The following is a 23,305-nucleotide window of genomic DNA, read 5'->3' on the forward strand; positions in this document are numbered from 1 at the left end:
ACGATCCGCTGCCGCTGCATCCGCTGCGGCCGTTCCAGCCCGGCTCGGGCGTGTTCCTCAGCACGCTGCCCGCGTGCGTGAACCTCCGGCAGGTCACGACCCTGTGTTCTGGCGGGGACGGCCTGGGCACCTGTGCGCCCGGAACGGCTTGCCGACCGGCGTGGCTGCCTCCTGGTCACCGCTGCTGCCCGCAGACTTGGCCCCTGATGGATCAGAGGACCTGGTCGAAGCGGTGCGCCGACTCTGTGGACAACGGCCGCTGTGCCGACCGGCGTGGGTGCAGCCGTTGCGGTGGCTGCGCATGTCGTCCGGATGTTCGGCCGGGCGGTGGTGTGCGACCGATCACACCGGAGCGGTCGGCGCCGCGGCCCCTGCCCGTGATCGGAGCTGAATGCCTGTCACCGTCTCTCGCCGACCGATTCGCGCACTTCAGAACCGGACACCGCGAACCACGAGCAGCACCGGCAGCCGGTCCTGCCGCTCGGAATCACACCGGGCACCGGACCAACCGCTCAGCAAGGCAACGCCACGGGTGCCTCTGACGTGGAGCCAGTCATGACCACACCGCGGGACCTGTTGATCGCCGCCATGGAGATGGCGCCAGGTCGCCCCGTGGAGCAGGGCGACCTGTCGCTTGCGCTCGCGGGAGCCGAGGTGATCGACCTCCTCGGTGCCCAGGTCATCGGACTGGACGGCGACAACATCGTGCCGAGTCACCGGCCGGCCCCACCTGATGGCCTGTTGGGCGAGGCTGCGGCGTCGCTCGTCCGAGAACCGCCGTACGAATCGGTGGGCGACTGGCTGTGGCGCAGAGGTCGCGGACTGTCCGCGGCCTATCTGGCCGTTCTTGAGGCGGAAGGGCAGTTCACTCGGCAAGGCCGCCACGGGATGCCCTTCCGGACCAGGCGGACGGTGTTGACCGATTCGCCCGATCGACGCCGGGCGGCGGAGCGCTGGACATCGGACGAGCCCGTCCTGGTCGCCCTGGCGGAGGCCGTCGGGATCCGCGACAGGCAGACTGGAGAGTCCCCGGGCGTGGACGACGACGTGGTGGTGACGGTGCTGGCCGCCGTCAGTGACGCGTTGATGGAACTGGAGGCCGTACGGCAACGGCGAGCCATCGAAGGCGCGGCCTTCGACAACATCTGGCGAGGCGGATGACGGCGTCGTGCGCGGTGGCGGTGGTCGCCGCACCGTGATCACGGGCGCCCGGACGGATCACCCCGGCAAGCGAATCCACCCACCTGTCCCACCGCTCATCCGGTACCACTGGCTCAGGGGGTGGAGGGGTGGTTGCGGGCGAGCCTTGCCGGCGGCGCCGTCGTGCACGCTCCCGATCCGTCCGCACCCGCGGCGCACCGTCGGTGCACCGGCTGTCGGTGGGACGGCATAGGCTCGCACCCATGACGGATCGGGTGGGGCGCCTCGTCGACGGGCTGGCAGGCCGGGAGTTCGTGGGAGACGTGTGCATGCTCCTCGACGAGCACCTGGAGCGGGGTGACACGGCGTTCCTGGCGGCCTTCGGTGCCGCGCTGCGCGCACGGTACCGCTCGGATGCCGAGGACGGCGAGCACCGATACCTCTTCAACCGGGTCCTGTGGGCCTTGAGCACCACGCCCGGACGGGAGAACGTCGGGCACGCGCTGCGGCTGGGACTGGCCGCACGGTCGCGTCCGGGCAGGCCGCTGCGCCGGGCGGCGGCCGTTCTGGCCGCCCATCAGCCCCCGGAGGAGCTGGCGGCGCTGTTCATACCGGCCCGCTCGGACGCCGGAGCCCCGGACGAGCTCCGGGCCTGCCTGATCCACGAGCTGGTGCTCAGGGGTGCGCCGGTCGCCGCGCTGCCCGAGGTCGTGACGTGGGCGGCGGAATCGCCGTTCTGGGGCAACCATCCACTGGCTTGGCTACCCTGGTCGCTCTCCCCGTTGGAGGGGAGCCCGGATCTTCCGCGCTACTTCTCCGGCGGGGTGGGGTTCAGCGTGGGGTACGGGCTGACGAGCGGCGCGAGATTGCCGTCCGGCAGCTGTGGCGTGGTCCCGTCCGTGCGCAGGAGCGCAACGGAACCCGCCCTCACTGCGGCCGTCGAACGTTGGACCCTGCGGCACAACGGGCGGGTCGAGGCCGGGATCCACCTCGCCGACGAACCCGTCGTTCCCGGTGCCGTGCACACCCTGCTGGCGTCGTTGCCCTTGGCCTGTCTGGCGGGCCTGGCCGATCCCGATCACCTCCTCGTCGCCACGGGTTCGCCGGCGGAGGCCTGGCGCATGCTCTTCGCCGCGGCCTCGACCGGCGGTGGCCGTGAGGACGACTGGTGGTACGGCGCCTACGGACGCCTGGCCGCGTGGCGGTCGCTGGCGGGGCTGTCGGGTGCGGCTGACGGCTCGTCGGTTACAGAGGTGGAGCAGCGGGCGCAGGCGTGCACCTGGTACGGCTTCCTGGCGTCCACGGACTGGTTCAACCAGGATTCCCTGGACTTCGCGCTGCTGACGCTCGCACCGGGACGTCGGCGGGTGGCGGTGCTGGCAGCCACCGACTACGACGGCGGATAGCCTGCTCCGGCTTTCGGCCCACCGTGTGCGGGCCCGGGACCTGCCGTCGCGGCCCGCACCCCACAAGGGGCTGACTGTGCGTCGACCCTCCCCGTGCGATGCGATCGACCAGCACCGGTCGGAGAGGGGGCGCCGGGTGGACGAACGGCGCCTCGGGTTCTACCCGCGCGTGCAGGAGTCAGGCCTCCAGTAAGGTCAGCGGGACCACGTCCTCGGCGACGGCCCGGTCCCGGGGCATCCGGACGGCAGGCCGGGCGCGCGGGCGTGATCCTCGGAGATCTGTCGGCGCAGACCTTGAGCACAGGTGCGGCGCGGACGTTCACCCCGTGGGCATTCCGACACCTGCCTCCTCCAGGGTCTGCCGCAGTCGGGCGACGGTGGACGCCAGTTGGTCGAGCGAGCGGGGTGTCAACGAGTCACCGAGCCAGGTGCGCAGTTCGCTCTCGACGGTCGAGCTGGCTGCGTCCAGCACGTCCCGGCCCGCTGGGGTGAGGGCGATCAGCGACGAGCGGCGATCGGCCGGGTTGGGGCGACGGCACACCCATCCGGCGTTCTCCAGACGGTCGACCGCCTTGCTGGTGGCCCCCACGGTGATGGCGACCTCGTGGGCGAGGTCGTTCACCCGGCAGTCCGCACGGTCGCGGATGATCCGCAGGAACTCGAACTGGCTGGTGGCGAGGCCGTGTTCGGTCCGCAACCGTTCACCGAGGACGTTGTAGAGCCTCGTCTCGTACCGGACGAGGTCTGTGAACACCTGCACAAGATCGGCCACCGGTATCTCCAGATTCCCGAGAAGTATCTTCCATGGAATGAATATGATCTAGGATACCGCACAGCAGGTCACAGTCCCGTCCTGCGTGCGCCCGCATCCCAAGGAGCAGTATGAGCAAGGAACAACGAGCCGCCGTCGACGCCCAGCTCCGGGCGGCCTCGTTCGACGCCACTGGCGCCCCGGACGAACTGCGCACGGCTTTCGCCGCCATGATGGCCGGTAGCCCGCCGCCGCTCGGCGTCGCTCTCGCGCCGACCGTCCTCGGTGGCCGCCCGGCGCTGGAGATCACGCCGGAGGGCGGGGTGGCCGGCGGAACGATCCTCTACTTCCACGGCGGTGCCTGGGTGTTCGGCTCGCCTGAGACGGCCCGGCACCTGACCGCGGCACTCGTCCGGCGCACCGGCGCCCGGGCGATCTCGCTGGACTACCGGCTCGCCCCGGAGCACCCGTTCCCGGCCGCGATCGAGGACGCTGTCGCCGCCTACCGTGAACTGCTGGAGGGCGGCGTCCCCGCCGAGCGGATCGTACTGGCCGGCGACTCGGCCGGTGGCGGGCTGTGCATCACGGCCCTGCTTGCCGCACGCGATGCCGGCCTGCCGCAGCCGGCCGGGGTGGTCGCCTTCTCGCCGGGGCTGGACGCCACCCGCAGCGGTGAGAGCATGACGACCAAGGAAGGGATCGACCCGCTGTTCACCCGCGAGTCGCTCCAGCGTCTGGGCGCGCTCTACCGGGCCGGGCAGGACCCGCGGCAACCGCTGCTGAGCCCGGCGGTGTTCGCCGACCTCAGCGGGCTGCCGCCGTTGCTCCTGCAGGCCGGGTCGAACGAGGTGCTGCTCGACGACTCGACCCGCCTCGCGACCCGGGCGGCGGCAGCAGGCGTGGACGTGATCCTCGACGTCACCGGCGACGTGCCGCACGTGTTCCAGTCGTTCACCGGCTCGCTCGACGAAGCGGACGCGGCACTGGACCGCGCGGGTCGCTTCGTCCTCGACCGGCTGGCATCCGCTCAGGTCGCGCCCTGACGGTCGCACCCCTGGCCGTCCGACGGCCGCGAGGCGGTCACGGCTCACCGGGCGCGGGCCGCAGCGGATCTGTGCCGGAGACACCGCATCGACCGCCGATTTGTTGCGTGTCCCAGCGGAAGGCGTGGGCGTCGCTGTGTCAGACCGGGGACCGGCCGCCGAACTCACCTGCCGGCCACCGTACTTGACGGCGGTCGAAGAGGGTTGCTCCGGCCGGTGTGCTCGGCTTCGCGGGGCGCCTCCGTGCCGCCGCCCGGTTGGCGGGAAGGGTTCTCTGTTCGCTGGAGATGCATGGAGGGAGCCCGCGTCCCACTGTGGCGGGCCGGGCCGGGCCGGTGATCCGGCCCGGCTCAGGCGCGGACGGGGCTGTCCCAGTCGGTGCGGTGGTCGAAGAGCCAGGACAGGGAGTTCAGGGCGTCGGGGCGGGCCATGCGCTTCATGACGACCGGTAGGACGGCGTCGCGGATCGCGCGGCCGATGGGGCCGACCTGTTTGGAGCCGGAACCGCGGCTGCCGTGGGCGACCACGCGCTGGACCCGCTCGCGGCGCAGGCGCTCGTATGCGGTGAACGCCGCTTCGGTGGTGGGCAGGTCGCGCAGGCACTTCGCGAGGGTCACCGCGTCCTCGGCGGCCATGGACGCGCCCTGGCCGGAGGAGGGGGCGACCGCGTGGGCGGCGTCCCCGACGATGATCATGGGGCCCCGGTGCCACACGGGCACGGTGGGCAGGTCGTACTGGTTGAAGACCTTGAACGGCTCGCTGGCGGCCACGATCGCGGTGGCGGGCGAGTTGTCGTCCCGGTAGAGGTCGAGCATCATCGTGCGCCACTGTCCGGCGGTGGTTGCGGCCAGTTGCTCACGCGGGATCTCGGTCGGCCGGGGCGGGTTGCCGAACCACCACACCTGCCCGTCGGGGGCGATGGTGTAGCCGAAGAAGCACCTCTTGCCGAAGACCATGTGGTACGCGCCCGGGGTGCCCGTGATGCCCTCGACGCGGGCGAAGCCGCCGGTGTTGCCGAGCCCGGTGTAGCGGGGGCCGGGCGCGTTCGGGTCGATGAGCCTGCGGACCCGGGAGTGGATGCCGTCCGCGCCGATCAGCAGGTCGGCTTCGGCGGTGGTGCCGTCGGCGAACCGGGCGAGTACGCCGCCGGACGGGGTGGGGGCGGCGTCCACCAGGCGCTTTCCGTGCTCGGTGCGGATGCCGCGTCGGGTGGCCTCTGCCGTGATCGCCCCGTACAGGTCGGAGCGCAGCAGGGTGCGGGTGACGGTGCCGTCGGGCAGTGCCATGCCGTTGGGGACCGTGGCGAGGTGTCTGCCGGTGCCGGAGGCGAACTCGATCTTCCCGGTGGGGAATCCGTGGTCGGTGACGGTGCGGTGGGCGTCGATGGCGCGCAGGGCGGCGATGCCGTTGACGGCGACCGTGAGGTAGACACCGTGGGCGAGGCCCGCGCTCTCGTCCTGGGCCTCGTGGACGGTGGCGTCGAGGCCGGCGCGCTGCAGGGCCATGGCGGTGACGGGGCCGGCGATGCCGCCTCCGATCACCAGGGCGGTGCGAGGGTTGTTCATCGGGGATTCAACTCCTTTGATGGATGGGGGAGATGGTCGTCCCGGGGAGGTGGGAAGGTGGGGAGGTGCTGGCTCCTCCCCACGGGTTTCGGGCGGGTGAGGGCTGGGTGGCTCGTTACGGGGCGCCCAGGGCGGCGGTGATCTTGGCGATCATGTCGGTGTGGGCGGGGCTGGTGCCGCGACGGGTGGAGGCGGCGGCCTGCCGGACGGCGGTCGTCACGGCACGGCGGAACTCGGCGGTCTCGGCCGGGGCCTTGGCGTCCAGAGTGGCGACGGTGGAGGTGAGGGCGGTCAGGACCTCGTCGGCGATCTCTGCGGTGGTACGGCCCTTGATGTCGAACTTGTCCTTGCCGGAGAGGACCCGGCCGACGATGCCGGTGGTACCGGTGAGGACCTTGGCGCCGACGACGTTCTCCTTGGTCGTGGACCAGGCGCCCGGGTAGGCCAGGGAGAGCAGGGTCACGGCGCCGAAGGCGGCCTTCTTGAGGGTGGTCTGCTCGTCGCGGGTCAGCGGGATGTAGGTGGTGGACATGACAATTGCCTGCTTCCGGTTGTCGTCGGATGGAGGGTGGGGCTGTACGGGCGGCCGGTCCCCCGGTGCGGGCCGGCTCGGCTTCCAGAGTTGCTCGATCGCAAGGTATCTTGACTGTCGAGCGATAAATTTATCTTGAAGGGCAAGTGACTCGAATGTCAAGCGAACCGGCTCCGGTCGCCGCGAAACTCGGCAGGGCCATCAGCGCGTACCAGGCGTCGGTCGACGACTTCGACCGCGAGGTGGCGCGGCTCATGGGCGTCAACGAGACCGACCTGCGCTGTCTGGAGATCCTTCTGAACGAGCTGGAGGAGGCCGCCCCGAGCCTGCTGGCCGCCCGGCTCGGCCTGACCACGGGCAGCATCACCGCCATGCTCGACCGACTGGAGAAGCTCGGTTACCTCACCCGCTCACCCCACCCCACCGACCGGCGCAAGACCCTCGTGCGCGCCACCCCCGAGGCCGCCCGGCGCGCCTTCGAGCTGCTCGCCCCGCTCCTCGACGAAGGCACCCGCGACCTCCTGACCCGCTACAGCGTCGAGCAGATCGAACTGATCACGGAGTTCCTCGATCGCACCGGCGAGTTGCAGCGGAGTCACGTCGAACGCCTGCGCGCGATGCCCACGACACCGGTCGGGAACCGCCCTCAGGGAGCGCCATCACCCGCCGCGGCTCGACCCGGCGAGGTTCACGGCTGACGGACGCGGCTGCTGGTAGCGGGCGGTCGGGCGCTGCGCGCGCTCGCGGCCGACCGCTCCTTCGACTGTCCGGGACCCTGGACCCCCGGTGGGCCCGCGATACCGCGTGCTCGGGATGCCGCCGGACTCGGAGCGGTGATGGGGCGGGGCCAGTCTCGACGCGGCGGTCCCGTGGGCATCCGCGGGCTGTCGAGGGCGGGGCTCCCGACCGTACGGCCGGTGCGGAGTTCGTCCCGCAGCTCCGCTCCGCTGCCCCGCCCGGTCGACCTGCCGGGCCTGCCCGCCTGCCCGCCGCCGCCCGGCTGGCGCGCCGGGCCCGCCCCACTCGACGGACTGCCCAACGCCTCCCGTGCAATGGCCAACGCCCAGTGGTTGCAGAGGAGTTGAACGGGCGCCGGTGTGCGCCCGGCGGCCGTCCGCTCAGTCCGCCTCGTCGTCGGTGATGCGGATGACGGCGTTGGGGCACAGGGCCGCGGCGAGCCGGGCGGCGGCGTGCAGCCGGGGCGGAGGCCGGTCGTCGAGGACGATGACGGTGCCGTCGTCGTCCGACTGGTCGAAGAGGTCGGGTGCGGTCAGGGCGCACTGCCCGGCGCCGCGGCAGCGGGTGTGGTCGATCCGGATCTTCATCGTGTGATCACCTGTTCCGCCTGGTTCAGGTGTCCCAGGTCAGGGGGAGGGAGTGAACGCCGTAGATGAACATGTCGTCACGCATCGGGACCTGCTCCGGGGGTCCGGCAAGTCGCAGGGTGGGGAAGCGCCGCAGGAGGGCGGGGAAGGCGATCTGCATCTCGACCCGGGCGAGTTGCTGGCCCAGGCACTGGTGGATGCCGTGCCCGAAGGCGACGTGCTGGGACGGGGCGCGGGTGAGGTCGAGCTCGTCGGGGTGGGGAAAGTGGTCGGGGTCGCGGTTGGCGGCCGGGAGGGAGGCGACCACGGTCTGGCCGGCGCGAATGTGCCGGCCGGCGATGACGAGGTCCTCGCGGGCGACCCGGACGGTGCCGAACTGGACGATGGTCAGGTAGCGCAGCAACTCCTCGACCGCGCGGTCCGCACGCTCGGGGTGCTCGCGCAACTGTTCCGTCTGTGCCGGGTGCGCCAGCAGGGTGTAGGTGCCGAGCGCCAGCATGTTCGCCGTGGTCTCGTGGCCCGCGGCGAGCAGGAGCCGCCCGATCCCCGCCACCTCACGGTCGGTCAGCGCCTCTCCGGGCTCCTGGCCGTCGGCCGTCGCGATCAGGGTGCTGATCAGGGCGTCGTCGGGGTGCCGACGCTTGTCGGCCACCAGGCGGAGGAGGTACTCGGTGAGCGCGTCGAGTGCGGCGAGCGCGGTTCCCTCGTCGCTGTCCAGGCTGAGCAGGGTCGAGGTCCAGTGCTGGAAGGCGGGGTGATCGGCGTAGGGGACGCCGAGGAGCTCGCAGATGACCAGTGAGGGGACCGGCCTGGCGAAGGCGGGGACCAGGTCGACCGGCGGTCCGGTCCGTTCCATGGCGTCGAGGTGCTCGGTGACGATCTGCTCGACCCTCGGGGCCAGGGCGCGCATCCGCCGCACCGTGAAGTAGCGGGTGAGCATCTGCCGGTAGCGGGTGTGCTCGGGCGGATCCATGGAGATCAGCTGGCCGGCCCGCGACCGGGGATCGTCGCGCCGGAACAGGAAGCCCCGCACGGGCAGGGAGGCACGGGTGCGGTCGGAGCTGAAGCGGTCGTCCGCCAGCAGCGCGCGGACGTCCTCGTGGCGGGTCAGCAGCCAGCCGGTGTTCCCGTCGGGGAAGGCGAGTGCGCTGACCGGATCCTGTTCGCGCAGGCGGCCGTACTCCGGCGGCGGGTCGAACGGGCAGCTGCGGTGCGTGGGCAAGGGGGCGGCTTCGGGGACGGATGCGCTCATGGAAGTGTCCTCCATTCGGCGTGCCTCGGCTCGACGCGCCGCCGCCACGGGCAGTCGCACCGGCCGACGGAGCGACCTCACGGCGGGCGAACGAGCCTTCCCGGCCAGGATAGAACGAATTCGTTCTATGTGAAGGGGGCGGCTGGCTGGCCCACCCGCCGGGTCTCACACCCCCGTGCGCAGGAGCGGAACGAGTACGCCGTCCACGATCCGGTCGATCAGCTCCCGCCCCGGCTCCTCGTCCAGCACCAGCACCCGCATCAGCACCAGCGCGAACGGCAACTGGACCAGCAGCTCCTCGTCGACCTGCGCGGGGACCTGCCCCCGCGCGCGTGCCCGCTCCAGCACGGACTGCGCCGCCTGGAACAACGGCCGGCTCAGCCGCTCCTGCCGCAGCCGGGCCAGTTCCGGATCACTCCTGCTCGCCTCCAGCACCGCGAGCACCAACCCCCGGTCCCGCTCCACCCAGCCCGCCTGCCACGCGAGCAGCAGCCCGCGCAGGTCCTCGGCCACGGAACCGGTGTCCGGCAAGCCGATCGCCGGGTGCTGATCCTGCAGCGCAGCCACCACCAGCTCCGCCTTCGAGGGCCACCGCTGGTACAGCGTGGCCTTGCCGACCCGGGCCCGCTGCGCCACCAGGTCCATCGTCAGCCGCTCGTACCCCACCTGGGCCAGCAGCGCCAGCACGGCCTCCAACACCTCCCGCCGCCGCCCCGGATTGCTCAACGGGACCCTCCGCACCCCACCTGCACGCTGTGCCGGATCGCCCGTACCGTCACCCATGCCCGGCCTCCAAGACCCTCCGCCCGTGCCAGCGCCTGACGGAGGACACCGTAGACCGCCGGGGCATCCCGTCGCTGCCGCTGCGTCGTGTCGACACCGCCTCCGTCACCGCCGGATTCGGGACGGAGTCGACCGCCCGCAGCACGGAACCCGGCACGGTGGGCCGGGGTCCCCGGCATCGCACCTCCGTTCCAGGCCCGTTCCCAGTCGGCTCCACAGGATTGGCCGGATCGCCGCCGTCGTCCACGCGCGGCACGATCAGCGTCCACCCGCGGCACGCTCAGCGGGCAGACCGACGGCGGTGCGGCGCTACCGTGCCGCGGGGGCGTGCACCGCGTTCGACCACATGAGCTGGACGGGCACCTCGCCGCTCCCGTCCGCGAGTTTCACGAACCTGAAGACGTTCGTGATGTCAGCAAACCCGGACTCGGCCTCGTTGATGGGGAGATCGCCGATCTCGCCCCGGCCGGTCTCCGAGTACCAGCCGATCTTCGACGCGTCGTTGAACCGGACGGCGTCCTCGACGTCGGGATCCGTCCGCGCCTCGTTGAGCTCGTGGTAGAAGGTGGCGACGACGTTCGCCCACGAGTTGTCCGCACCGTCGAACACCGCTATGCCGTTGTCTCCTTCGGAGAAGACTCCGACCGCGTAGTAGGTCGTGACGGGTCGACCGTTCCGGTTCACCTGCACCGATCCGTGGTATCCGCCCAGTCCCTGGGTCGAGTCTCCCTCATCGTCATCGATCTTGATCAGTGCACGTTCGCGGCGGGCGTGCTCCTCCTCCTCGCCGGGTGGGGGCTGGAAGCCAGGTGAGAACCCGTCGACGAGGATGACCCCGCGGGGCAGCATCATGTCTATGACGCACTGCCCGGGATCGTGGTCGCCTAGCACTCCGCTCAGGAACAACTCCCTGGCGAGGTCCTCCGCCTGGTCCTTGAAGAACCGCGACCCCTGCGGAGTGTGCAGGTCCACCACGGCGGGCGGCAGTGCCGTGGACGTGATCTTGCCCGGGTAGTACTGGGCCACGACCGATTGCAGCGTGCTGTCCGTCATCGCGGCCGCGAGCGCCTGATCGATGTGGTCCATGTCGGCCTTGGCCCAGGCCGCGGCACCGCCGACGAAGCGATTGACGAAGACCAGGTCGGCGATCTTTCGTCCCTTGTGGTCCTTCAGGTCCCACTTCGGTATCTCACGGAATCCGTCGGTCGTCACCGCAGCCGCAGCCGCAGGCTCGGCCTCAGGGGCCTTGCCGGCGAGCGCGGCCGGCCGCCTGCTCGCAATCGCCCGGGCGAATGGCGAGCCGGAGCGCACCACGATGCCGCGCGGCCTGATCTCCCCGTTCTCGGAATGGATCATGGCAATTCTCTTTTCCAGTCGCACCGCCAGGATTGTCTCCATTGTGAAAATCCGGCGTAACCCCGGCGTCACCGCGGCGTGACGTGCATGGCCGTGGTGACGCTGGCTGCGGTCGGAGCGGCAGCAGTTCGTGTCCGTAGAGCCAGCCGGCGACGGTCGTCCTGGGCTCAAGCGTGCTGGGCGGCCGGCGCACCGGCGATCCTCGCCCACCACCTGGACGAGCTGTGCCGATCACCCTGAGGGACGACGGGGGCCTGTTCCTGGCCCGGTACGACGGAGGACTCGCCGAGTCGGGATGGTCAACCACCCACCGTGGCCGCCGTCACCGGGCCGCACTGACCGTTCCGGCTCCCGGCGGCCGACGGGGCGGGTTTCAATCCGAGCAACCGGCAACCCGAGAAGTCGGCAATGAGCCATTCCGAGGGCTCCGGCCGCGCTGTGCGAACGCTTCGGCCGAACCATGCCGACCACGCGAATTCGAGAACAGTGAAGCGCCGAGAAAAATCAGGTGATGGGATTGCATGTCTTCGTTGAAGTCTTCCCGGGCTCGAATCTACTTGTCTCGGTTTCTGGACGCATCACTCCGGTGCGGTGCCGACTGTTCGGGAGGGAATCCAATGCTTTCCAGGCGTGCCGGTGTCGTCGCGGCCATCTCTGTCCTGCTCGCGGGTGTCGGTGCCACGGCCTCGGCGCAGACCGTCAGCCGGTTCGACGACGGCGGCTTCGAGTACCCGAGGGCGGCGGCCAACAGCTTCACCGAAGCACAACGGCGACCGGCCCGTACGGGCCGGTCGCCGTCGACGTCCGGATCGAGCGCTGCGCACCCTGCCCGACCTGCAGCAACGGCTGACAGGCCAGGCAGGTGGGATGGGCGGGACCGGGGGAGCGAGATGGTGAACCGCTCGCCGGTGGCCGGTCTCTGAGCCATGGGGACGCGCCCTGGTCCCGAACGGTCTTTGGTGCCGGACTCAGCGACTGAGGGAGGCGAGGTGCTGATGGAGCATCCGGTGTCCTTCGGGGTCGGGGTGCAGGCCGTCGACGAGCAGTTCGGCGTGCCCTCGCAGCGGTTCCCACATGTCGAGGTAGTCGACGTGGTTCTCGTCGCACCAGGTCCGGACGGACTCGCGCAGTGCCAGCGCTCGCGCCTGGGTGAATCGCAGGCCCTCGTAGTCGCGGGTGCGCGCTTCGTCGAGCCACATCGGTCCCACGACGACGAGTCGCGCGTTGTGGTCGTGGGCCGTGGCGGCCAGCGAGGCGAGACTGTCCGCGATGTGCGCCAGTCCGTCGGGAGCGCTCTGCGTCGCTGCGTTCGGCAGGGCGGAGTCGTTGATGCCGGCGGCGACGAGGATGGTGTCGGGGAGGCGGGGCGCCAGCAGCGCGGGTGTCTGCTCGGCGACGTCGACCAGGGTGCTGCCGGGGATGGCCAGGTTGAAGACCCGGTGCCCGGCCTCGTTCGCGGCGATGTGGGTGGCCGCGAGGCGGGCCGCCCACCCGCCGTGCGGGTCACAGCGTCCGTAGGCGATGCTGTCGCCCACGATCACGATGCGCGCTGCCGAGCGCAGCGGCTTCGCGTCCAGGTACGCCCAGGCGCTCTCGCCGGAGGAGAGGCGCACCCGTCGGCGGACGTAGTCGTCGACTTCGTAGGCGTCGGCTGCGGCGAGGTCCTGGTCGGTGAGGTGCAGGACGGCGCCCTCGACCACGGCGCCGATCCTGCACTCCAGGGTCAGGTGTACGTCAAGGCCGCTGGCGGCGATGACGGACGGGTCGGTGATCGGCAGGGGCCTGGTCGTGTAGCCGGCCAGCGCTGCCGGAGAACTGGGTACGGCTTGGCCGAAGAGAGCGGTCTGGACCCGCTCGTCCATCAGCGTGCCGAAGGAGAACAGGGTGTGGGGGCGGGACTCGGTCACTGTGGCTTGCATGCCTTTCTTCAGGGACGGATCGGACCACCCCGACGGGCGCCCCGGGCCGGCGAAGCGGGTCCGGAGCGGTCGAGGGCGTGCCGGGACAGGGGTGGCGGTGGCGTGCTGTCGCCGTCACCGGGTGGGTGGTGTGGCGCGGAGCGAGGCGACGAAGCCGGCGGCGTCGGTCTCGGCGCCGAAGTGGTGGATGACGTGCTCGCGGACGTGTTGCTGCTGGGTGCGGGTGAAGGCTGCGCAGGCGTCGTGGATGACGTGGGCGGCGTAGCCGCGGTCGTGGGCTTCGCGCAGGGTGGATTCGACGCACACGTGGGTGGCGAAGCCTGCCAGGTACAGGTCGGTGACGCCGAGTCGGCGCAGGATCAGGTCGAGGTCGGAGAAGCCGGCGAAGGCGCTGGCGCCGGCGCGGCCGCGCACGACCGGTTCGTCGGCGGCGGGCCGGAAAGCATCGGCGAACTCGACGCCGGCGCTGCCCTGGATCCAGGTGCCGGCCTTGGGGATCGCCGCGCGCAGGCCGAGCCGGGCGGGGGTCCAGCCCTCCAGCTCCGGCGCGCCGGGGGTGAGGACGAGCGGCACGTGTACGACGGGAACGCCGTGCGCGCGGGCGGCGGCCAGCGCGGCGGCCGCGCCGCCGACGGCGGTGTCGAGCAGGTCGCGATCCTCGACGAGGTGGTTGAGGCGGCCGTGTTCGGGGTCGAGCCACTCGCGCTGGAACTCGATCAGGACGAGGGCGGCGTTCGGGCGTGCAGACATGACCGTCATGGTCAGGCTCCTGGTCCGGAGAATTTCCAACTGGTGAGTTGGACCCTATCGCGGACGGACCATAACTCCAACCTGTCAGTTGGAGTTATGGTCGGGCGGGTCAGAGCGCGAGCCTGCGCATCATGTCCACGACGGCGGCACGCCTGGCGACCGGATCCTCACCGGCCGTCCCACCGAGGATCATGCGGGCCAGCTGCGGCGCGGCGAACTGCCAGCCGACGAGCGCGACAAGGGCGTACAGCAGCTCCTTGGGCGGGAGCTGCGCCTGGGCCTGCGCGGAGCCCGTGCCCCCCCGGCGGCCGGGGGAGAGCGCGGCGACCTTCTCGGCGTAGTGGGCGGCCCGCTGCTCCTCGCCCGCGACCGGCCCGTCGGCCTCGGCGTACAGGGCTTCCCACTGGAGCAGGCGCAGCAGGTGCGGATGGGCGAGGTGGTAGTCGAACACCCGGCCCGCGTACTCGGGAACGTCCACCGTCCGCCCGTCGGGCTCCGTCAGCGGCACGGCGGCGGCGAGCTGTTCCAGCTCGCGCTGGACCACTGCGGCGAACAACTGTCGCTTGCCGCCGAAGTAGGGGTAGATCCGCTCCTTGTTGACCCCGGCTGCGGCCGCGATGCGGTCGATCCGCGCCCCCTCGGGCCCGAATGCGGCGAACTCGTCCACGGCCGCGTCGAGCAGCAGCCTCTTGGTCTTCGCGGTGTCCCATGCCATGCGCCCAGCATACGAAGCAACCAACCCGTCGGTTGGCGATCGGGCCACCTGCCGATCGTCCACTGTCCCCACCACAGCCCCACCACAGCCCCACCACAGCCCCACCACGGCCTCGCCGCTGCCCCACCGCAGCCCCACCACGGCCTCGCCGCCGCCCCGACCCGCCGAACAGCGCCTCATGGGCTCACAGTCGCATCCGCCGAGGTAACTGCTCTTCCAGTGCGTTCGGGACGCCACCAACCGCTACCTGACCACCCGCGCGCTACCCGCTCCCGGCACCGTCCGCACCACCTGAGCCCGGCCTGCGCCCTTCCTTCGAACGCCCCCGCCGTCCGTTCCGTGGAGAAAGGCGGCCCCGGCTGTGCTCGGTGGCGGCCCGGCTCCGAATGCCCGACGGCGACGTCCCAGACGCAACTCCTTCGCATTAAGCTGGGCACATGAGCCCTCGAGCAGCCGCACGCCCCGGCGGGCGCAGTGCCCGCGTCCAGCAGTCCGTGCACCAGGCCGTACGAGACCTGGAGGAGGAGCTGGGTCGGGACGCGCTCACCGTGCCCCTGGTCGCCGCCCGCGCGGGAGTCACGCCGTCCACCGTCTACCGGCGCTGGGGGGACTTGCGGGAACTGCTGTCCGACGTGGCCGTCGAGCGGTTGCGACCTGACGGTGCGCCGGCCGACCACGGCAGCCTGCGGGCGGACCTGGAGGCATGGGCGGAGCAGTTCGCCGAGGAGATGTCCTCGCCCGCAGGCCGCGCCTACATCCGGGACGTCCTGCTGGGCGACCCCGAGCAGGGCAACGCGGCCCACTGCTCCGACTACGCCGCCGAGCAGCTGAAGGCCATCGGCGTGCGCGCCGCCGGGCGCGGTGAGGCCGTGCCCGACGTGGAGACGCTGTTGGACGTCGTCGTCTCACCCCTGATGTACCGCATCCTGTTCCGACCTTCGGATCTGTCGGCTGCTTACACCGACCGCCTCGTGGATGCGGTGCTCGGCCGGAGCCACCCTCCCCTTCCGGTCAAAAGCTAAATAGTTGCGTTTCGGAGGGCATGGACTGCTACTCTCCTTAAAGCAAAGTGATTGCCTTAAGGCTCAGGGGTGCTCCATGTCCAGCGTCACAGCCATACCGTCCCGTCCCCGCCTCCTGCCCGCGCTGGGCCGCCGCAGCGCCTTCGCCCTCCACGGTTCCGTCCTGGTCGGCCTGCTGGCCGCTTCCAGCGCGCCGACCCCCCTCTACGCCCTCTACCAGGCAGCCTGGCACTTCTCGGCCATGACGGTCACCGTCGTGTTCAGCGCCTACGCGCTCGCCCTGCTCGTGGCACTGCTCGCTGCGGGAACGCTCTCGGACCACCTGGGCCGACGCCCGGTGCTCATCGGCGCACTGCTCGCAGAATCCGCCGCGATGGCCGTCCTCGCCACCGCCCAGGGAGTGCTGGCACTGATCGCCGCCCGGATCCTGCAGGGCCTGGCCACCGGCGTGGCCACCAGTGCCGCCGGAGCCGCCCTGCTCGACTTCGAAGACCCCGACCGCCCCGGACGGGCGGCGCTCGCCAACAGCACCACCCCCGTGGTCGGCATGGCGGCCGGAGTCCTGGTCTCCACCGCCCTCGTCCAGTACGCCCCCGCTCCCACCCGCACCGTCTACCTCCTGCTGCTCGTGCTGTTCGCCGCGCAGGCTGCCACGGTCCTCCTCAGCACCGAGACCGCACACCCCCACCCCGGCGCATGGCGCTCACTGCGTCCCGGTATCACCATCGCGCCCGCCTCCCGCCCGGCCATGATGCTCGCCGCGCCGGGCATCATCGCCGCCTGGGCGCTGGGCGGCTTCTATTCCTCCCTCGGACCCTCGCTCGCCCGGCTCGTCGCCCCGCACGCCCCCCGTGCCACCGGCGGCCTGGTCTTCTTCACGCTGACGGCCACAGCCGCTCTCGCCGTCCAGGCCGCACGCTCGCTGCCCGCCCGCACCGTGAGCCTCGCGGGCACCGCGGTGCTGATCCCGGGGGCCCTGCTGACGCTGAGCGGGCCGCACCTGGACAGCCTGCTCGCCCTGTTCGCCGGTACCGCCCTGGCGGGCGCGGGCTTCGGGGCCGTCAGCCAAGGCGCCCTGCGCCTGCTGCTGCCCCCGGCCGCACCCGGCGAACGTGCCGGAACGCTCGCCGCGTACTACGTCCTCAGCTACCTCGCCATGAGCGTCCCCGCGGTCCTCGCCGGCCTGCTGACCAATCTGTACGGCCTCCAGGCCGCCGTGGCGCTGTACACCGTGACGGTCGTCCTGCTCACCCTGATCGGCCTGACCAGGCTCGCCCGCAGCGGGCGGCGGCCCGCCGCCGCCTGACGCCGTCCTCCTGGTCCGTACCCGCCCTCCGGACCCTCCGCACCCTCCCCGATCTCCGGAAAGGACCCACCGATGAACACCGCCGCACCCCGCCAGACCGTCCCCTCCGGCTCCGGCCCGGCATGGAGCCTCGGAGACGTCGTCGTGCGCCGCATCGACGAGATCGAACTGCCGCCGCAGACCGGGCCGTGGCTGCTGCCCCACGCCACCAAGGAGGTGCTGGACGAGGCGTCATGGCTGCGCCCCGACTTCGCCGACGCCGACGTCCCGCGCCTGGCGAGCCACAGCTTCGCGGTGGAGGCGGCCGGGCTGCGGATCGTCGTCGACACCGGCATCGGCAACGCCAAGACCCGTGCCAACCCGGCCTGGCACGGTCTCCACACCGACTTCCTGGAGCGCCTGGCGGCGGCAGGCTTCCCGCCCGAGTCCGTGGACCTGGTGATCACCACGCACCTGCACACCGACCACGTCGGCTGGAACACGCACCTCGTCGACGAGGACTGGACCCCCACCTTTCCCAACGCCCGCTACCTCACCAGCCGCGCCGAATGGGACCACTGGGCCGCCACCGAGCTGGACGAGGCCCGCAGCCAGATGTTCCGGGACTCCGTCCACCCCGTTCGTGACAGCGGACAGTACGACCTCGTCGAGGTGCCCGAGCACGGGCACGAAGTGGCCCCGGGAATCGTCCTGGTCCCGGCACCGGGCCACACCCCGGGGCAGGTCGCCGTGGAACTGCACGGCAGCGGCCGCCGGGCGCTGATCACCGGCGACAGCATCCACCACCCGGTGCAGCTGTCCCACCCCCACCTGAACAGCTGCGTCGACATCGACCCCGCCCAGGCGCTCCGCACCCGAAGCCTCCTCCTCGACGGCCTGGCCGACACCGACGCCCTGCTCCTGGGCACCCACTTCCCGCACCCCACGGCCGGCACCGTCCGCCGGGAGGGCGGACGCTACCGCCTGCTCGCCGAGCCCGGCAGCCAGGCTGCGCCCGCCTCGGCCTGAGGCCGCCCTCGGCCGTCGCCGACCAGGTCGTCCCGGCAGCCCGCGGGCCCCCCACCGGGGGTCGGCGTCGCCGCGGCCTCCCGTTCGACGCGGGGTCCGCTCTCAGACAAGGTTCAGCGCGTCCAGGAAGCGGTCCGCCACCCCGTGGTCGCCGGTCACGGTCGGACGGTCGCGCCAAGGCACCCGGGTCGCGGCCCAGGCCTTGAAGTCGTGCGCCGTCGACTCCAAGGCGGCAGCCGTGGGGGAGCCGGTGGTCGCCGGTGTCACGGTGATCCCTCCCCGACCCGGATCGGGCACCCACTCGCCACCGCCCGGCCCGGTCAGCCTCAGCCGGATGGGCCGCTGAGACACGCCACCGCACCGGGCTCCACTGCCGGAACGAGCTGATTGCCTGCACGTCACCGCCCCGCGTGGCCGGCGCGGTCCGGGCGGACCCGTCTTCGCCCAACGTTCCACCGGCTGCACGGTTTTGCCGGTCCAGGGGGAGCGCTGAGGTTCGTGTGGTACTTCGTGGCGCACTCCTGCCTCAACGAAGTCGGCCGTCCGTGTGGAGGACCGTCCCGATGCAGACCAGCTTGAAGCTGTCCCCGGCAAGGCGCGCACCGGTGAACACCGGCGCGCCCACGCACCCTTGGGGCAGGTCTCCGACCCAGGAGACACGGCCGCGACTCGTGCGCGTGACCACAGCGACCACAACGACCTGCTCCCGGGCGCCAGTTGCGGCACCGACATCGTGAGCCATGAGGTAGGTCGCGACGGGCTCCGTACCCGGGCCGACTGCTATGGTGCGCCTGTGTCATCGATCAAGCAGTTCCAAGTCGCCTTCGACTGTGCAGAACCCGAGCGCGTCGCTCGCTTCTGGTGCGAGGTGTTGGGGTACGTCGCATCGCCGCCACCGAAGGGGTTCGCCACTTGGGACGATTTCGACCGCACCCGGTCTCCAGAGGATCAGGGTTCATGGTTCGCCTGCAGTGATCCGTCAGGTGTGGGCCCGCGACTGTTCTTCCAGCGCGTTCCCGAAGGCAAGGTCGTCAAGAACCGGGTGCATCTCGACGTGAGGGTCGGCACCGGCCTCGTGGGTGAGGAGCGCCTCGCCACGCTCGAAGCCGAGTGCGCACGACTGGTCGCGCTCGGCGCGGTACGCGTGCGACTACTGTATGACGGCAACGATTCGTGCATCGTGATGCAGGACGTCGAGGGCAACGAGTTCTGTCTCGACTGAGCACCCTCCGAACCGGCGGGGTGGGAGCCGTCTTCCCTGGGCCTCTCCTGAAGGTGGTCTCGTGTGAGGCGGGAGTCATCCCGTGAGGGCCACCATCTACCTGCACCGCGTCGTACTCGTGCCGCAGTCGGCCGGCATCCCGCTGCTCCGTCGGCCGCCGCGACACTCGTACGACGAATGTCACCGTGGACACGCTTACCGTGTCCTCCGACAGTCCCGATACAACCGGTTTCGCACTGACCGTCGGCTGATTTCCTGCGACCGTCAGGCTCTGGCGAGTAGCTTCGCCTCCTCTGCGGGGGACAGTCCGTGCCGGAGCGGCGGTTCGCCACGCTCACGGTCCCAAGCCAGTACGTCAGCGACGGTCACCGCCAACGGGGTTGCGGGCATGCCGGCGGCGCGGGCGCGCGCGGAGCTTCGTTGCTGGGTCGGCCACATCGACTCGGGGCGGGTCAGCGGAAAGAACGGCGGCACTGCTTCGGCCGGCACAGGAACGATCTCGACCTGGCTGCCTGCCACCCGCGCGCAGGTGGTGATCAGCTCAGCCATCGTGGTCGGCTCAGCCGGACCGACGGCGTGGAACGCGCCCGGCCTGTCATCCAGCAGCAGCTGCACCACGAGGCGGGCCACGTCGCGGGAATCGACCACCTGAACCGGCTGTTCGGGGCTGCCTGGCAGGGCCACCCGGCCGCCGCGCGCGGCCCGGCGAACCCAGTACACGAGCCCGTCCTGCACGTCGTGCGGCCCGGCGACCTTGCCCAGCCGCACGATCGTCGCCCGTGAGCCGTACCGGGCCACCACGTCGTCCTCGCAGGCCACCTTGCACGGCCCGTAGGTGTCCTCGTCGAGCTCCTCGGTGTCGCGCACCGGCGGGCGGCGGGGTGTGTCCTCGTCCGAGCCCGGCCCCACGCCCGTTTGGATGTACACAGCCTGACTGGAGATGAACAGGTACCGGCCGACCCGGTCACCGAGCGCCTCCATCGCCTGACCGACATGGCGCGGCACATACCCGCTGACGTCCACGACAGCGTCCCAGCTGCCGTCCTGCAGCGCCGCGTAGTCCCCGGTGTCCCGGTCACCGATCAGCCGGGGCACGCCCGGGAACAGGTCGGCGCCAGTTCTGCCCCGGCCGAACAAGGTCACCTCGACCCCCTGACGCAGCGCGTCGTCAACGATCGCCCGGCCCACGAACGAGGTGCCGCCAAGTACAAGAAGTCGCATAGCGCCCGACAGTAACGGCGTCCGCACGCCACCTCCACCGGGATTCCGCAGCACGGTATGAATCGGATCGCGGGCCGGTTCGCGCGGGTCGAACCTCGGCGTCGGGTACGGCAGTTGATGCTCGGGCTGCTGGCGGACCTGCCGCGCAAGAACTGCTGGACGATCGCCGAGCATGTCGGGGACGCCACTTTGGACGGGTTGCAGCACCTGTTGGGGCGGGCGGATCCTGACTTGCCGTCCGGAAGCGGCTCGGCTGTCGGGCGTGCAGTCTCCGGGGGAGGGCTGCGGGAGGACGGCGTCTGCGCCCCGGATGCGCGGCGTGAGGAGAATCCGCTGCCGTGGGCCGCGGCGATCGGTGCAGTCGGCGGAGTCGCGCTCCGGTAGCAGGCTGCGGCGTCCGACGAGGTCGATCCTATGCTGACGGTCATGCAGGTACTGGGTACGAGCAGTGAGGACGAGATGGTCGCCTGCTTCTTGAGCGGCGAGCTGTCCAGCCGGAGGTTCGGCCAGAACCTCCGGTCCCACCTGGTGGCAGCCGGGCAGGCCGAGCAGTTGCTGACGCATCCGGACCTCTCCGACGCTGGAGCGAACACCGCACGTCGTGCTCTGCTCACTGCGACGCGCGGGTACGGCGAGAACCGCGACCTGTTCGAGAACTTCCCCGCTCGCGTCACGTGGACCAGAGCACTCCTGTCCGCCGACGAGGCGGCCGGTGTGCGCTACATCGACTATTGCTACTGGGTCGAACTGTCGGGTGGCAGCCGCCGGCCGACCGACGCGGCCGCACGCATCAAGGCAGGCCTACGGGCGTTCGACGTGCCCAACGAGCCGTTCGTCGACGCAGTTCACGCGCTCATCAGAGGCGAGCGATTTCCTCCACTCATCCTCGTCGGCGAGAGGCAGGACAACCTGGTCTGCCTGGAAGGCCACCTGCGCCTGACCGCCTACGCCCTCGTCGGCTTCCCGACCGACATCGAGTGCCTGATCGGCACCGCGCCGGTCATGGGACGCTGGGCCCGGTAGTCCAGTCGCACCGAGCTCTCGGCGCCCCAGATGAACCTTCGACGTCCACGGTCTTCGCATTGGTGCCCACCCGCAGCCAGACTGCCCCGGTTGTCACCACCCCGGGCCGTCAACCCTCCAGGAACCGGGAGCATCTCGTAGGGAGGCCGATCGGGGGTCTCCGGGAACCTCGGTTCCTCATGGGCCAGTTCGACCTGGTCACGGGCATCCACCGGGCGCCATGGGCGGCTTCGTGCCCGTTCCCGGCCTCCCCGGCGACCCCCATGTCCGGCTGCGCCGTCGTGTCCGTACAGCTCCGCCGGCCACCGGTCCCGGCGCTTTTGCGATCGGTGACCGCGGCGACCGGCGGCCTTGCCTCCGAACGGCCGTCATGGGTGGGGACTGAAGGCGTGGCGAATGCCGGGGTCCGAAGGGCTGGTTGCGGCACCTGCCGCGTTCAGGCTTGTGAAGCGGACCGTCGGTCCGTATGCTCTGATTTATTCGGACCGCTGGTCCGTTTATGCTGGCGCTCCGTCCTGACGAACCGTCACCACGGGATGCCGTACCTCGCACGACGAGCGGCGGCACCCGACAGGCCGGGACCGCTGTGTCTTCAAGCAGAACGGAAGCCAAGACCATGACCGTGCCGATGGCACCCGCAGAGTTGTACCGCCACGGACTGCACCTGCTGCTGGAGAAGGACATCGCCGCCTGGGTGGACCTGTGGGACGAGAAGGGCGTCCTGGAGTTCCCCTTCGCGCCCGAGGGTTGGCCCAAGCGGCTGGAGGGCAGGGCCGCGGTCTCCGACTACATGAGCCACTACCCCGACCACGTCGACCTGCACGACTTCCCCGACGTGGAGATCCACCAGACCACCGTCCCCGAGACGATCGTGGTGGAGATGCGCGGGGTCGGCCGCCTGGTGGAGACCGACCGCCCCTTCGACATGACCTACATCGCCGTCGTCACCGTCGAGGACGGGCACATCACCTCCTACCGCGACTACTGGAACCCCCTCGCCGTGTCGCAGCCCGGCGCCGACTTCGCAGGAGCGAACCGATGAGCGCCGTCGGCACCACCCTGGTCATCGGGGCCACCGGCACCACCGGCCGCCGCGTCACCGCCCGGCTCATCGCCGAGGGCCACCCCGTCAAGGCCGCCGGCCGGAGCGCCACCCCGGTGGAGGGCGCACAAGCCGTCCGCTTCGACTGGAACGAGCCCGCGACCTGGAGCGAAGCCGTCGACGGCGTCGACCGTGCCTACCTCATCCCGCCCGTTGGCTCATCGGACCCGGCCGCCGTCATGCTGCCCTTCCTCCGCGAGGCGCGTGCGGCGGGCGTGCACCGCGCCGTGCTGCTCAGCTCGTCGGCGATCCCCGCCGGCGGTCCGGCAGTGGGCCAGGTCCACCAGGCCCTGCCCGGCCTGTTCGACCAGTGGGCGGTGCTGCGGTCCTCCTGGTTCATGCAGAACTTCGCCGGCTCCACCTCCCACGCGCGCAGCATCCGTGACGAGGGCGCCATCATGTCGGCCTCGGGAGAGGGCCGCGTCGGATTCATCGACGCGGAGGACATCGCCGCCGTCGCCGTCCGCGCCCTGACCGACGAACAGGCCCCCGACACCGATCTGGTCCTCACCGGGCCGCAGGCGCTGAGCTACGCCGACGTCGCCGCGATCATCACCGAGGTCACCGGGAGGCCCGTGGTGCACCGGCAGCTGACGTTCGAGGAACTGCGCGACCGCTGGGCGGCCGAGATCCCGTTGGAGTTCGCCACCATGCTGGCCGGCATGGACCGCGCCATCGCCGCGGGGGCCGAGGACCGTACCTCGGACACCGTCGAGCGCCTCACCGGCCGCTCGCCGGGGACGTTCCGCACCTTCGTCGAGAGGGAGGTGTCGTAGTTCCGCCCCCTGTGAGAAATCCGAACCACGCACGCTCTACCCGTACCTCGCCGTACCCGGACACTTCTGGGCTTCACCGAGGGAGCAG

At 71.2% G+C, this 23,305-nt stretch carries 23 protein-coding genes and 1 pseudogene; 12 read left to right on the forward strand and 12 right to left on the reverse strand.

The genetic code is table 11. The annotated features are described in order from the left end of the window. Positions 1-555 precede the first annotated feature (555 nt). Both ACFC1R_RS20725 and ACFC1R_RS20730 read left to right on the forward strand, forming a co-directional pair. The gene (locus ACFC1R_RS20725) at positions 556-1,161 is read left to right on the forward strand and encodes a GPP34 family phosphoprotein (protein WP_375940582.1); all 606 of its coding nucleotides are present in this window, start codon (positions 556-558) and stop codon (positions 1,159-1,161) included. A gap of 242 nt (positions 1,162-1,403) precedes the next feature. Continuing rightward, entirely contained in the window at positions 1,404-2,546 is a 1,143-nt protein-coding gene (locus ACFC1R_RS20730; protein WP_375940584.1) for a DUF6183 family protein, read from the forward strand. A gap of 319 nt (positions 2,547-2,865) precedes the next feature. On the opposite strand, the gene ACFC1R_RS20735 is transcribed toward ACFC1R_RS20730, so the two are convergent. After that, positions 2,866-3,318 (reverse strand): MarR family winged helix-turn-helix transcriptional regulator, encoded by a 453-nt coding sequence (locus ACFC1R_RS20735; RefSeq protein ID WP_375940586.1) that lies wholly within the window; start codon positions 3,316-3,318, stop codon positions 2,866-2,868. A gap of 110 nt (positions 3,319-3,428) precedes the next feature. Between ACFC1R_RS20735 and ACFC1R_RS20740 the strand changes: the two genes are divergently transcribed. Continuing rightward, positions 3,429-4,340 carry an alpha/beta hydrolase gene (locus ACFC1R_RS20740; RefSeq protein ID WP_375940588.1) on the forward strand — a complete coding sequence of 304 codons (912 nt, stop codon included), beginning with the start codon at positions 3,429-3,431 and terminating at the stop codon, positions 4,338-4,340. Between the two features lie 350 nt (positions 4,341-4,690). Here the strand turns inward: ACFC1R_RS20740 and ACFC1R_RS20745 are convergent, their stop codons facing one another. Both ACFC1R_RS20745 and ACFC1R_RS20750 read right to left on the reverse strand, forming a co-directional pair. Continuing rightward, positions 4,691-5,905: an FAD-dependent monooxygenase gene (locus ACFC1R_RS20745; protein ID WP_375940590.1), complete on the reverse strand. Its 1,215-nt coding sequence runs from the start codon at positions 5,903-5,905 to the stop codon at positions 4,691-4,693. Positions 5,906-6,020: 115 nt separating this feature from the next. Next, positions 6,021-6,437: a hypothetical protein gene (locus tag ACFC1R_RS20750; protein ID WP_375940592.1), complete on the reverse strand. Its 417-nt coding sequence runs from the start codon at positions 6,435-6,437 to the stop codon at positions 6,021-6,023. A 155-nt stretch (positions 6,438-6,592) separates the two neighbouring features. On the opposite strand from ACFC1R_RS20750, the gene ACFC1R_RS20755 reads away from it, so the two are divergent. Further along, the gene (locus ACFC1R_RS20755) at positions 6,593-7,135 is read left to right on the forward strand and encodes a MarR family winged helix-turn-helix transcriptional regulator (protein ID WP_375940594.1); all 543 of its coding nucleotides are present in this window, start codon (positions 6,593-6,595) and stop codon (positions 7,133-7,135) included. A 420-nt stretch (positions 7,136-7,555) separates the two neighbouring features. Here the strand turns inward: ACFC1R_RS20755 and ACFC1R_RS20760 are convergent, their stop codons facing one another. The 7 genes from ACFC1R_RS20760 to ACFC1R_RS20790 all read right to left on the reverse strand — a co-directional run bounded on the left by ACFC1R_RS20760 (position 7,556) and on the right by ACFC1R_RS20790 (position 14,537). Further along, positions 7,556-7,762, reverse strand: a complete 207-nt coding sequence (locus tag ACFC1R_RS20760; protein WP_375940596.1) for a ferredoxin — start codon at positions 7,760-7,762, stop codon at positions 7,556-7,558. A gap of 25 nt (positions 7,763-7,787) precedes the next feature. Further along, complete coding sequence (locus ACFC1R_RS20765) at positions 7,788-9,014, reverse strand: cytochrome P450 (RefSeq protein ID WP_375940598.1); 1,227 nt, start codon at positions 9,012-9,014, stop codon at positions 7,788-7,790. A 165-nt stretch (positions 9,015-9,179) separates the two neighbouring features. Continuing rightward, on the reverse strand, positions 9,180-9,740 hold the full coding sequence (locus tag ACFC1R_RS20770) for a TetR/AcrR family transcriptional regulator (RefSeq protein WP_375940600.1): 561 nt from the start codon (positions 9,738-9,740) through the stop codon (positions 9,180-9,182). Between the two features lie 366 nt (positions 9,741-10,106). Further along, positions 10,107-11,195 (reverse strand): hypothetical protein, encoded by a 1,089-nt coding sequence (locus ACFC1R_RS20775; protein ID WP_375940601.1) that lies wholly within the window; start codon positions 11,193-11,195, stop codon positions 10,107-10,109. 926 nt (positions 11,196-12,121) lie between these two features. After that, a complete protein-coding gene (locus ACFC1R_RS20780) occupies positions 12,122-13,072 on the reverse strand; it encodes a GDSL-type esterase/lipase family protein (RefSeq protein ID WP_375940602.1) in 951 nt (316 codons plus the stop codon). A gap of 114 nt (positions 13,073-13,186) precedes the next feature. Beyond that, a complete protein-coding gene (locus tag ACFC1R_RS20785) occupies positions 13,187-13,822 on the reverse strand; it encodes a cysteine hydrolase (RefSeq protein ID WP_375940604.1) in 636 nt (211 codons plus the stop codon). Positions 13,823-13,931: 109 nt separating this feature from the next. Further along, positions 13,932-14,537, reverse strand: coding sequence for a TetR family transcriptional regulator (locus ACFC1R_RS20790; protein ID WP_375940606.1), 606 nt, complete (start codon positions 14,535-14,537; stop codon positions 13,932-13,934). Positions 14,538-14,974: 437 nt separating this feature from the next. Between ACFC1R_RS20790 and ACFC1R_RS20795 the strand changes: the two genes are divergently transcribed. From ACFC1R_RS20795 to ACFC1R_RS20805, 3 genes are all read left to right on the forward strand, one after another. Then, complete coding sequence (locus tag ACFC1R_RS20795; RefSeq protein ID WP_375940608.1) at positions 14,975-15,559, forward strand: TetR/AcrR family transcriptional regulator C-terminal ligand-binding domain-containing protein; 585 nt, start codon at positions 14,975-14,977, stop codon at positions 15,557-15,559. Between the two features lie 76 nt (positions 15,560-15,635). Then, on the forward strand, positions 15,636-16,865 hold the full coding sequence (locus tag ACFC1R_RS20800; RefSeq protein WP_375940610.1) for an MFS transporter: 1,230 nt from the start codon (positions 15,636-15,638) through the stop codon (positions 16,863-16,865). A 72-nt stretch (positions 16,866-16,937) separates the two neighbouring features. Further along, positions 16,938-17,873 (forward strand): MBL fold metallo-hydrolase, encoded by a 936-nt coding sequence (locus tag ACFC1R_RS20805; protein ID WP_375940612.1) that lies wholly within the window; start codon positions 16,938-16,940, stop codon positions 17,871-17,873. Between the two features lie 102 nt (positions 17,874-17,975). Here ACFC1R_RS20805 and ACFC1R_RS20810 read toward each other — a convergent pair whose 3' ends face one another. After that, positions 17,976-18,140, reverse strand: coding sequence for a hypothetical protein (locus tag ACFC1R_RS20810; RefSeq protein WP_375940614.1), 165 nt, complete (start codon positions 18,138-18,140; stop codon positions 17,976-17,978). 526 nt (positions 18,141-18,666) lie between these two features. Between ACFC1R_RS20810 and ACFC1R_RS20815 the strand changes: the two genes are divergently transcribed. Further along, on the forward strand, positions 18,667-19,095 hold the full coding sequence (locus ACFC1R_RS20815; RefSeq protein ID WP_375940616.1) for a VOC family protein: 429 nt from the start codon (positions 18,667-18,669) through the stop codon (positions 19,093-19,095). A gap of 264 nt (positions 19,096-19,359) precedes the next feature. On the opposite strand, the gene ACFC1R_RS20820 is transcribed toward ACFC1R_RS20815, so the two are convergent. Continuing rightward, on the reverse strand, positions 19,360-20,316 hold the full coding sequence (locus tag ACFC1R_RS20820; protein ID WP_375940646.1) for an NAD-dependent epimerase/dehydratase family protein: 957 nt from the start codon (positions 20,314-20,316) through the stop codon (positions 19,360-19,362). A 57-nt stretch (positions 20,317-20,373) separates the two neighbouring features. Here ACFC1R_RS20820 and ACFC1R_RS20825 point away from each other — a divergent pair. The 4 genes and pseudogenes from ACFC1R_RS20825 to ACFC1R_RS20840 form a co-directional block, all read left to right on the forward strand. Then, a pseudogene (locus tag ACFC1R_RS20825) lies at positions 20,374-20,547 on the forward strand (IS701 family transposase); the annotation flags it as partial. A gap of 183 nt (positions 20,548-20,730) precedes the next feature. After that, positions 20,731-21,339 carry a hypothetical protein gene (locus ACFC1R_RS20830; RefSeq protein WP_375940618.1) on the forward strand — a complete coding sequence of 203 codons (609 nt, stop codon included), beginning with the start codon at positions 20,731-20,733 and terminating at the stop codon, positions 21,337-21,339. A gap of 616 nt (positions 21,340-21,955) precedes the next feature. Then, entirely contained in the window at positions 21,956-22,381 is a 426-nt protein-coding gene (locus ACFC1R_RS20835; protein WP_375940620.1) for a nuclear transport factor 2 family protein, read from the forward strand. Next, positions 22,378-23,217 (forward strand): SDR family oxidoreductase, encoded by an 840-nt coding sequence (locus ACFC1R_RS20840; RefSeq protein ID WP_375940622.1) that lies wholly within the window; start codon positions 22,378-22,380, stop codon positions 23,215-23,217. The genes ACFC1R_RS20835 and ACFC1R_RS20840 overlap by 4 nt, the downstream gene beginning before the upstream one ends. The last annotated feature ends 88 nt before the right edge of the window (positions 23,218-23,305 follow it).

Origin of the sequence: Kitasatospora sp. NPDC056138 (assembly GCF_042264695.1) — a bacterium.
GTDB lineage: Bacteria > Actinomycetota > Actinomycetes > Streptomycetales > Streptomycetaceae > Kitasatospora.

Excerpts from the sequence above, each read along its gene's own strand:
- ACFC1R_RS20725 (WP_375940582.1), top strand. The coding sequence starts at position 556 with ATGACCACACCGCGGGACCTGTTGATCGCCGCCATGGAGATGGCGCCA.
- ACFC1R_RS20730 (WP_375940584.1), top strand. The coding sequence starts at position 1,404 with ATGACGGATCGGGTGGGGCGCCTCGTCGACGGGCTGGCAGGCCGGGAG.
- ACFC1R_RS20740 (WP_375940588.1), top strand. The coding sequence starts at position 3,429 with ATGAGCAAGGAACAACGAGCCGCCGTCGACGCCCAGCTCCGGGCGGCC.
- ACFC1R_RS20745 (WP_375940590.1), bottom strand. The coding sequence starts at position 5,905 with ATGAACAACCCTCGCACCGCCCTGGTGATCGGAGGCGGCATCGCCGGC.
- ACFC1R_RS20750 (WP_375940592.1), bottom strand. The coding sequence starts at position 6,437 with ATGTCCACCACCTACATCCCGCTGACCCGCGACGAGCAGACCACCCTC.
- ACFC1R_RS20755 (WP_375940594.1), top strand. The coding sequence starts at position 6,593 with ATGTCAAGCGAACCGGCTCCGGTCGCCGCGAAACTCGGCAGGGCCATC.
- ACFC1R_RS20760 (WP_375940596.1), bottom strand. The coding sequence starts at position 7,762 with ATGAAGATCCGGATCGACCACACCCGCTGCCGCGGCGCCGGGCAGTGC.
- ACFC1R_RS20765 (WP_375940598.1), bottom strand. The coding sequence starts at position 9,014 with ATGAGCGCATCCGTCCCCGAAGCCGCCCCCTTGCCCACGCACCGCAGC.
- ACFC1R_RS20775 (WP_375940601.1), bottom strand. The coding sequence starts at position 11,195 with ATGGAGACAATCCTGGCGGTGCGACTGGAAAAGAGAATTGCCATGATC.
- ACFC1R_RS20780 (WP_375940602.1), bottom strand. The coding sequence starts at position 13,072 with ATGCAAGCCACAGTGACCGAGTCCCGCCCCCACACCCTGTTCTCCTTC.
- ACFC1R_RS20785 (WP_375940604.1), bottom strand. The coding sequence starts at position 13,822 with ATGTCTGCACGCCCGAACGCCGCCCTCGTCCTGATCGAGTTCCAGCGC.
- ACFC1R_RS20790 (WP_375940606.1), bottom strand. The coding sequence starts at position 14,537 with ATGGCATGGGACACCGCGAAGACCAAGAGGCTGCTGCTCGACGCGGCC.
- ACFC1R_RS20795 (WP_375940608.1), top strand. The coding sequence starts at position 14,975 with ATGAGCCCTCGAGCAGCCGCACGCCCCGGCGGGCGCAGTGCCCGCGTC.
- ACFC1R_RS20800 (WP_375940610.1), top strand. The coding sequence starts at position 15,636 with ATGTCCAGCGTCACAGCCATACCGTCCCGTCCCCGCCTCCTGCCCGCG.
- ACFC1R_RS20805 (WP_375940612.1), top strand. The coding sequence starts at position 16,938 with ATGAACACCGCCGCACCCCGCCAGACCGTCCCCTCCGGCTCCGGCCCG.
- ACFC1R_RS20820 (WP_375940646.1), bottom strand. The coding sequence starts at position 20,316 with ATGCGACTTCTTGTACTTGGCGGCACCTCGTTCGTGGGCCGGGCGATC.
- ACFC1R_RS20830 (WP_375940618.1), top strand. The coding sequence starts at position 20,731 with ATGCTGACGGTCATGCAGGTACTGGGTACGAGCAGTGAGGACGAGATG.
- ACFC1R_RS20835 (WP_375940620.1), top strand. The coding sequence starts at position 21,956 with ATGACCGTGCCGATGGCACCCGCAGAGTTGTACCGCCACGGACTGCAC.
- ACFC1R_RS20840 (WP_375940622.1), top strand. The coding sequence starts at position 22,378 with ATGAGCGCCGTCGGCACCACCCTGGTCATCGGGGCCACCGGCACCACC.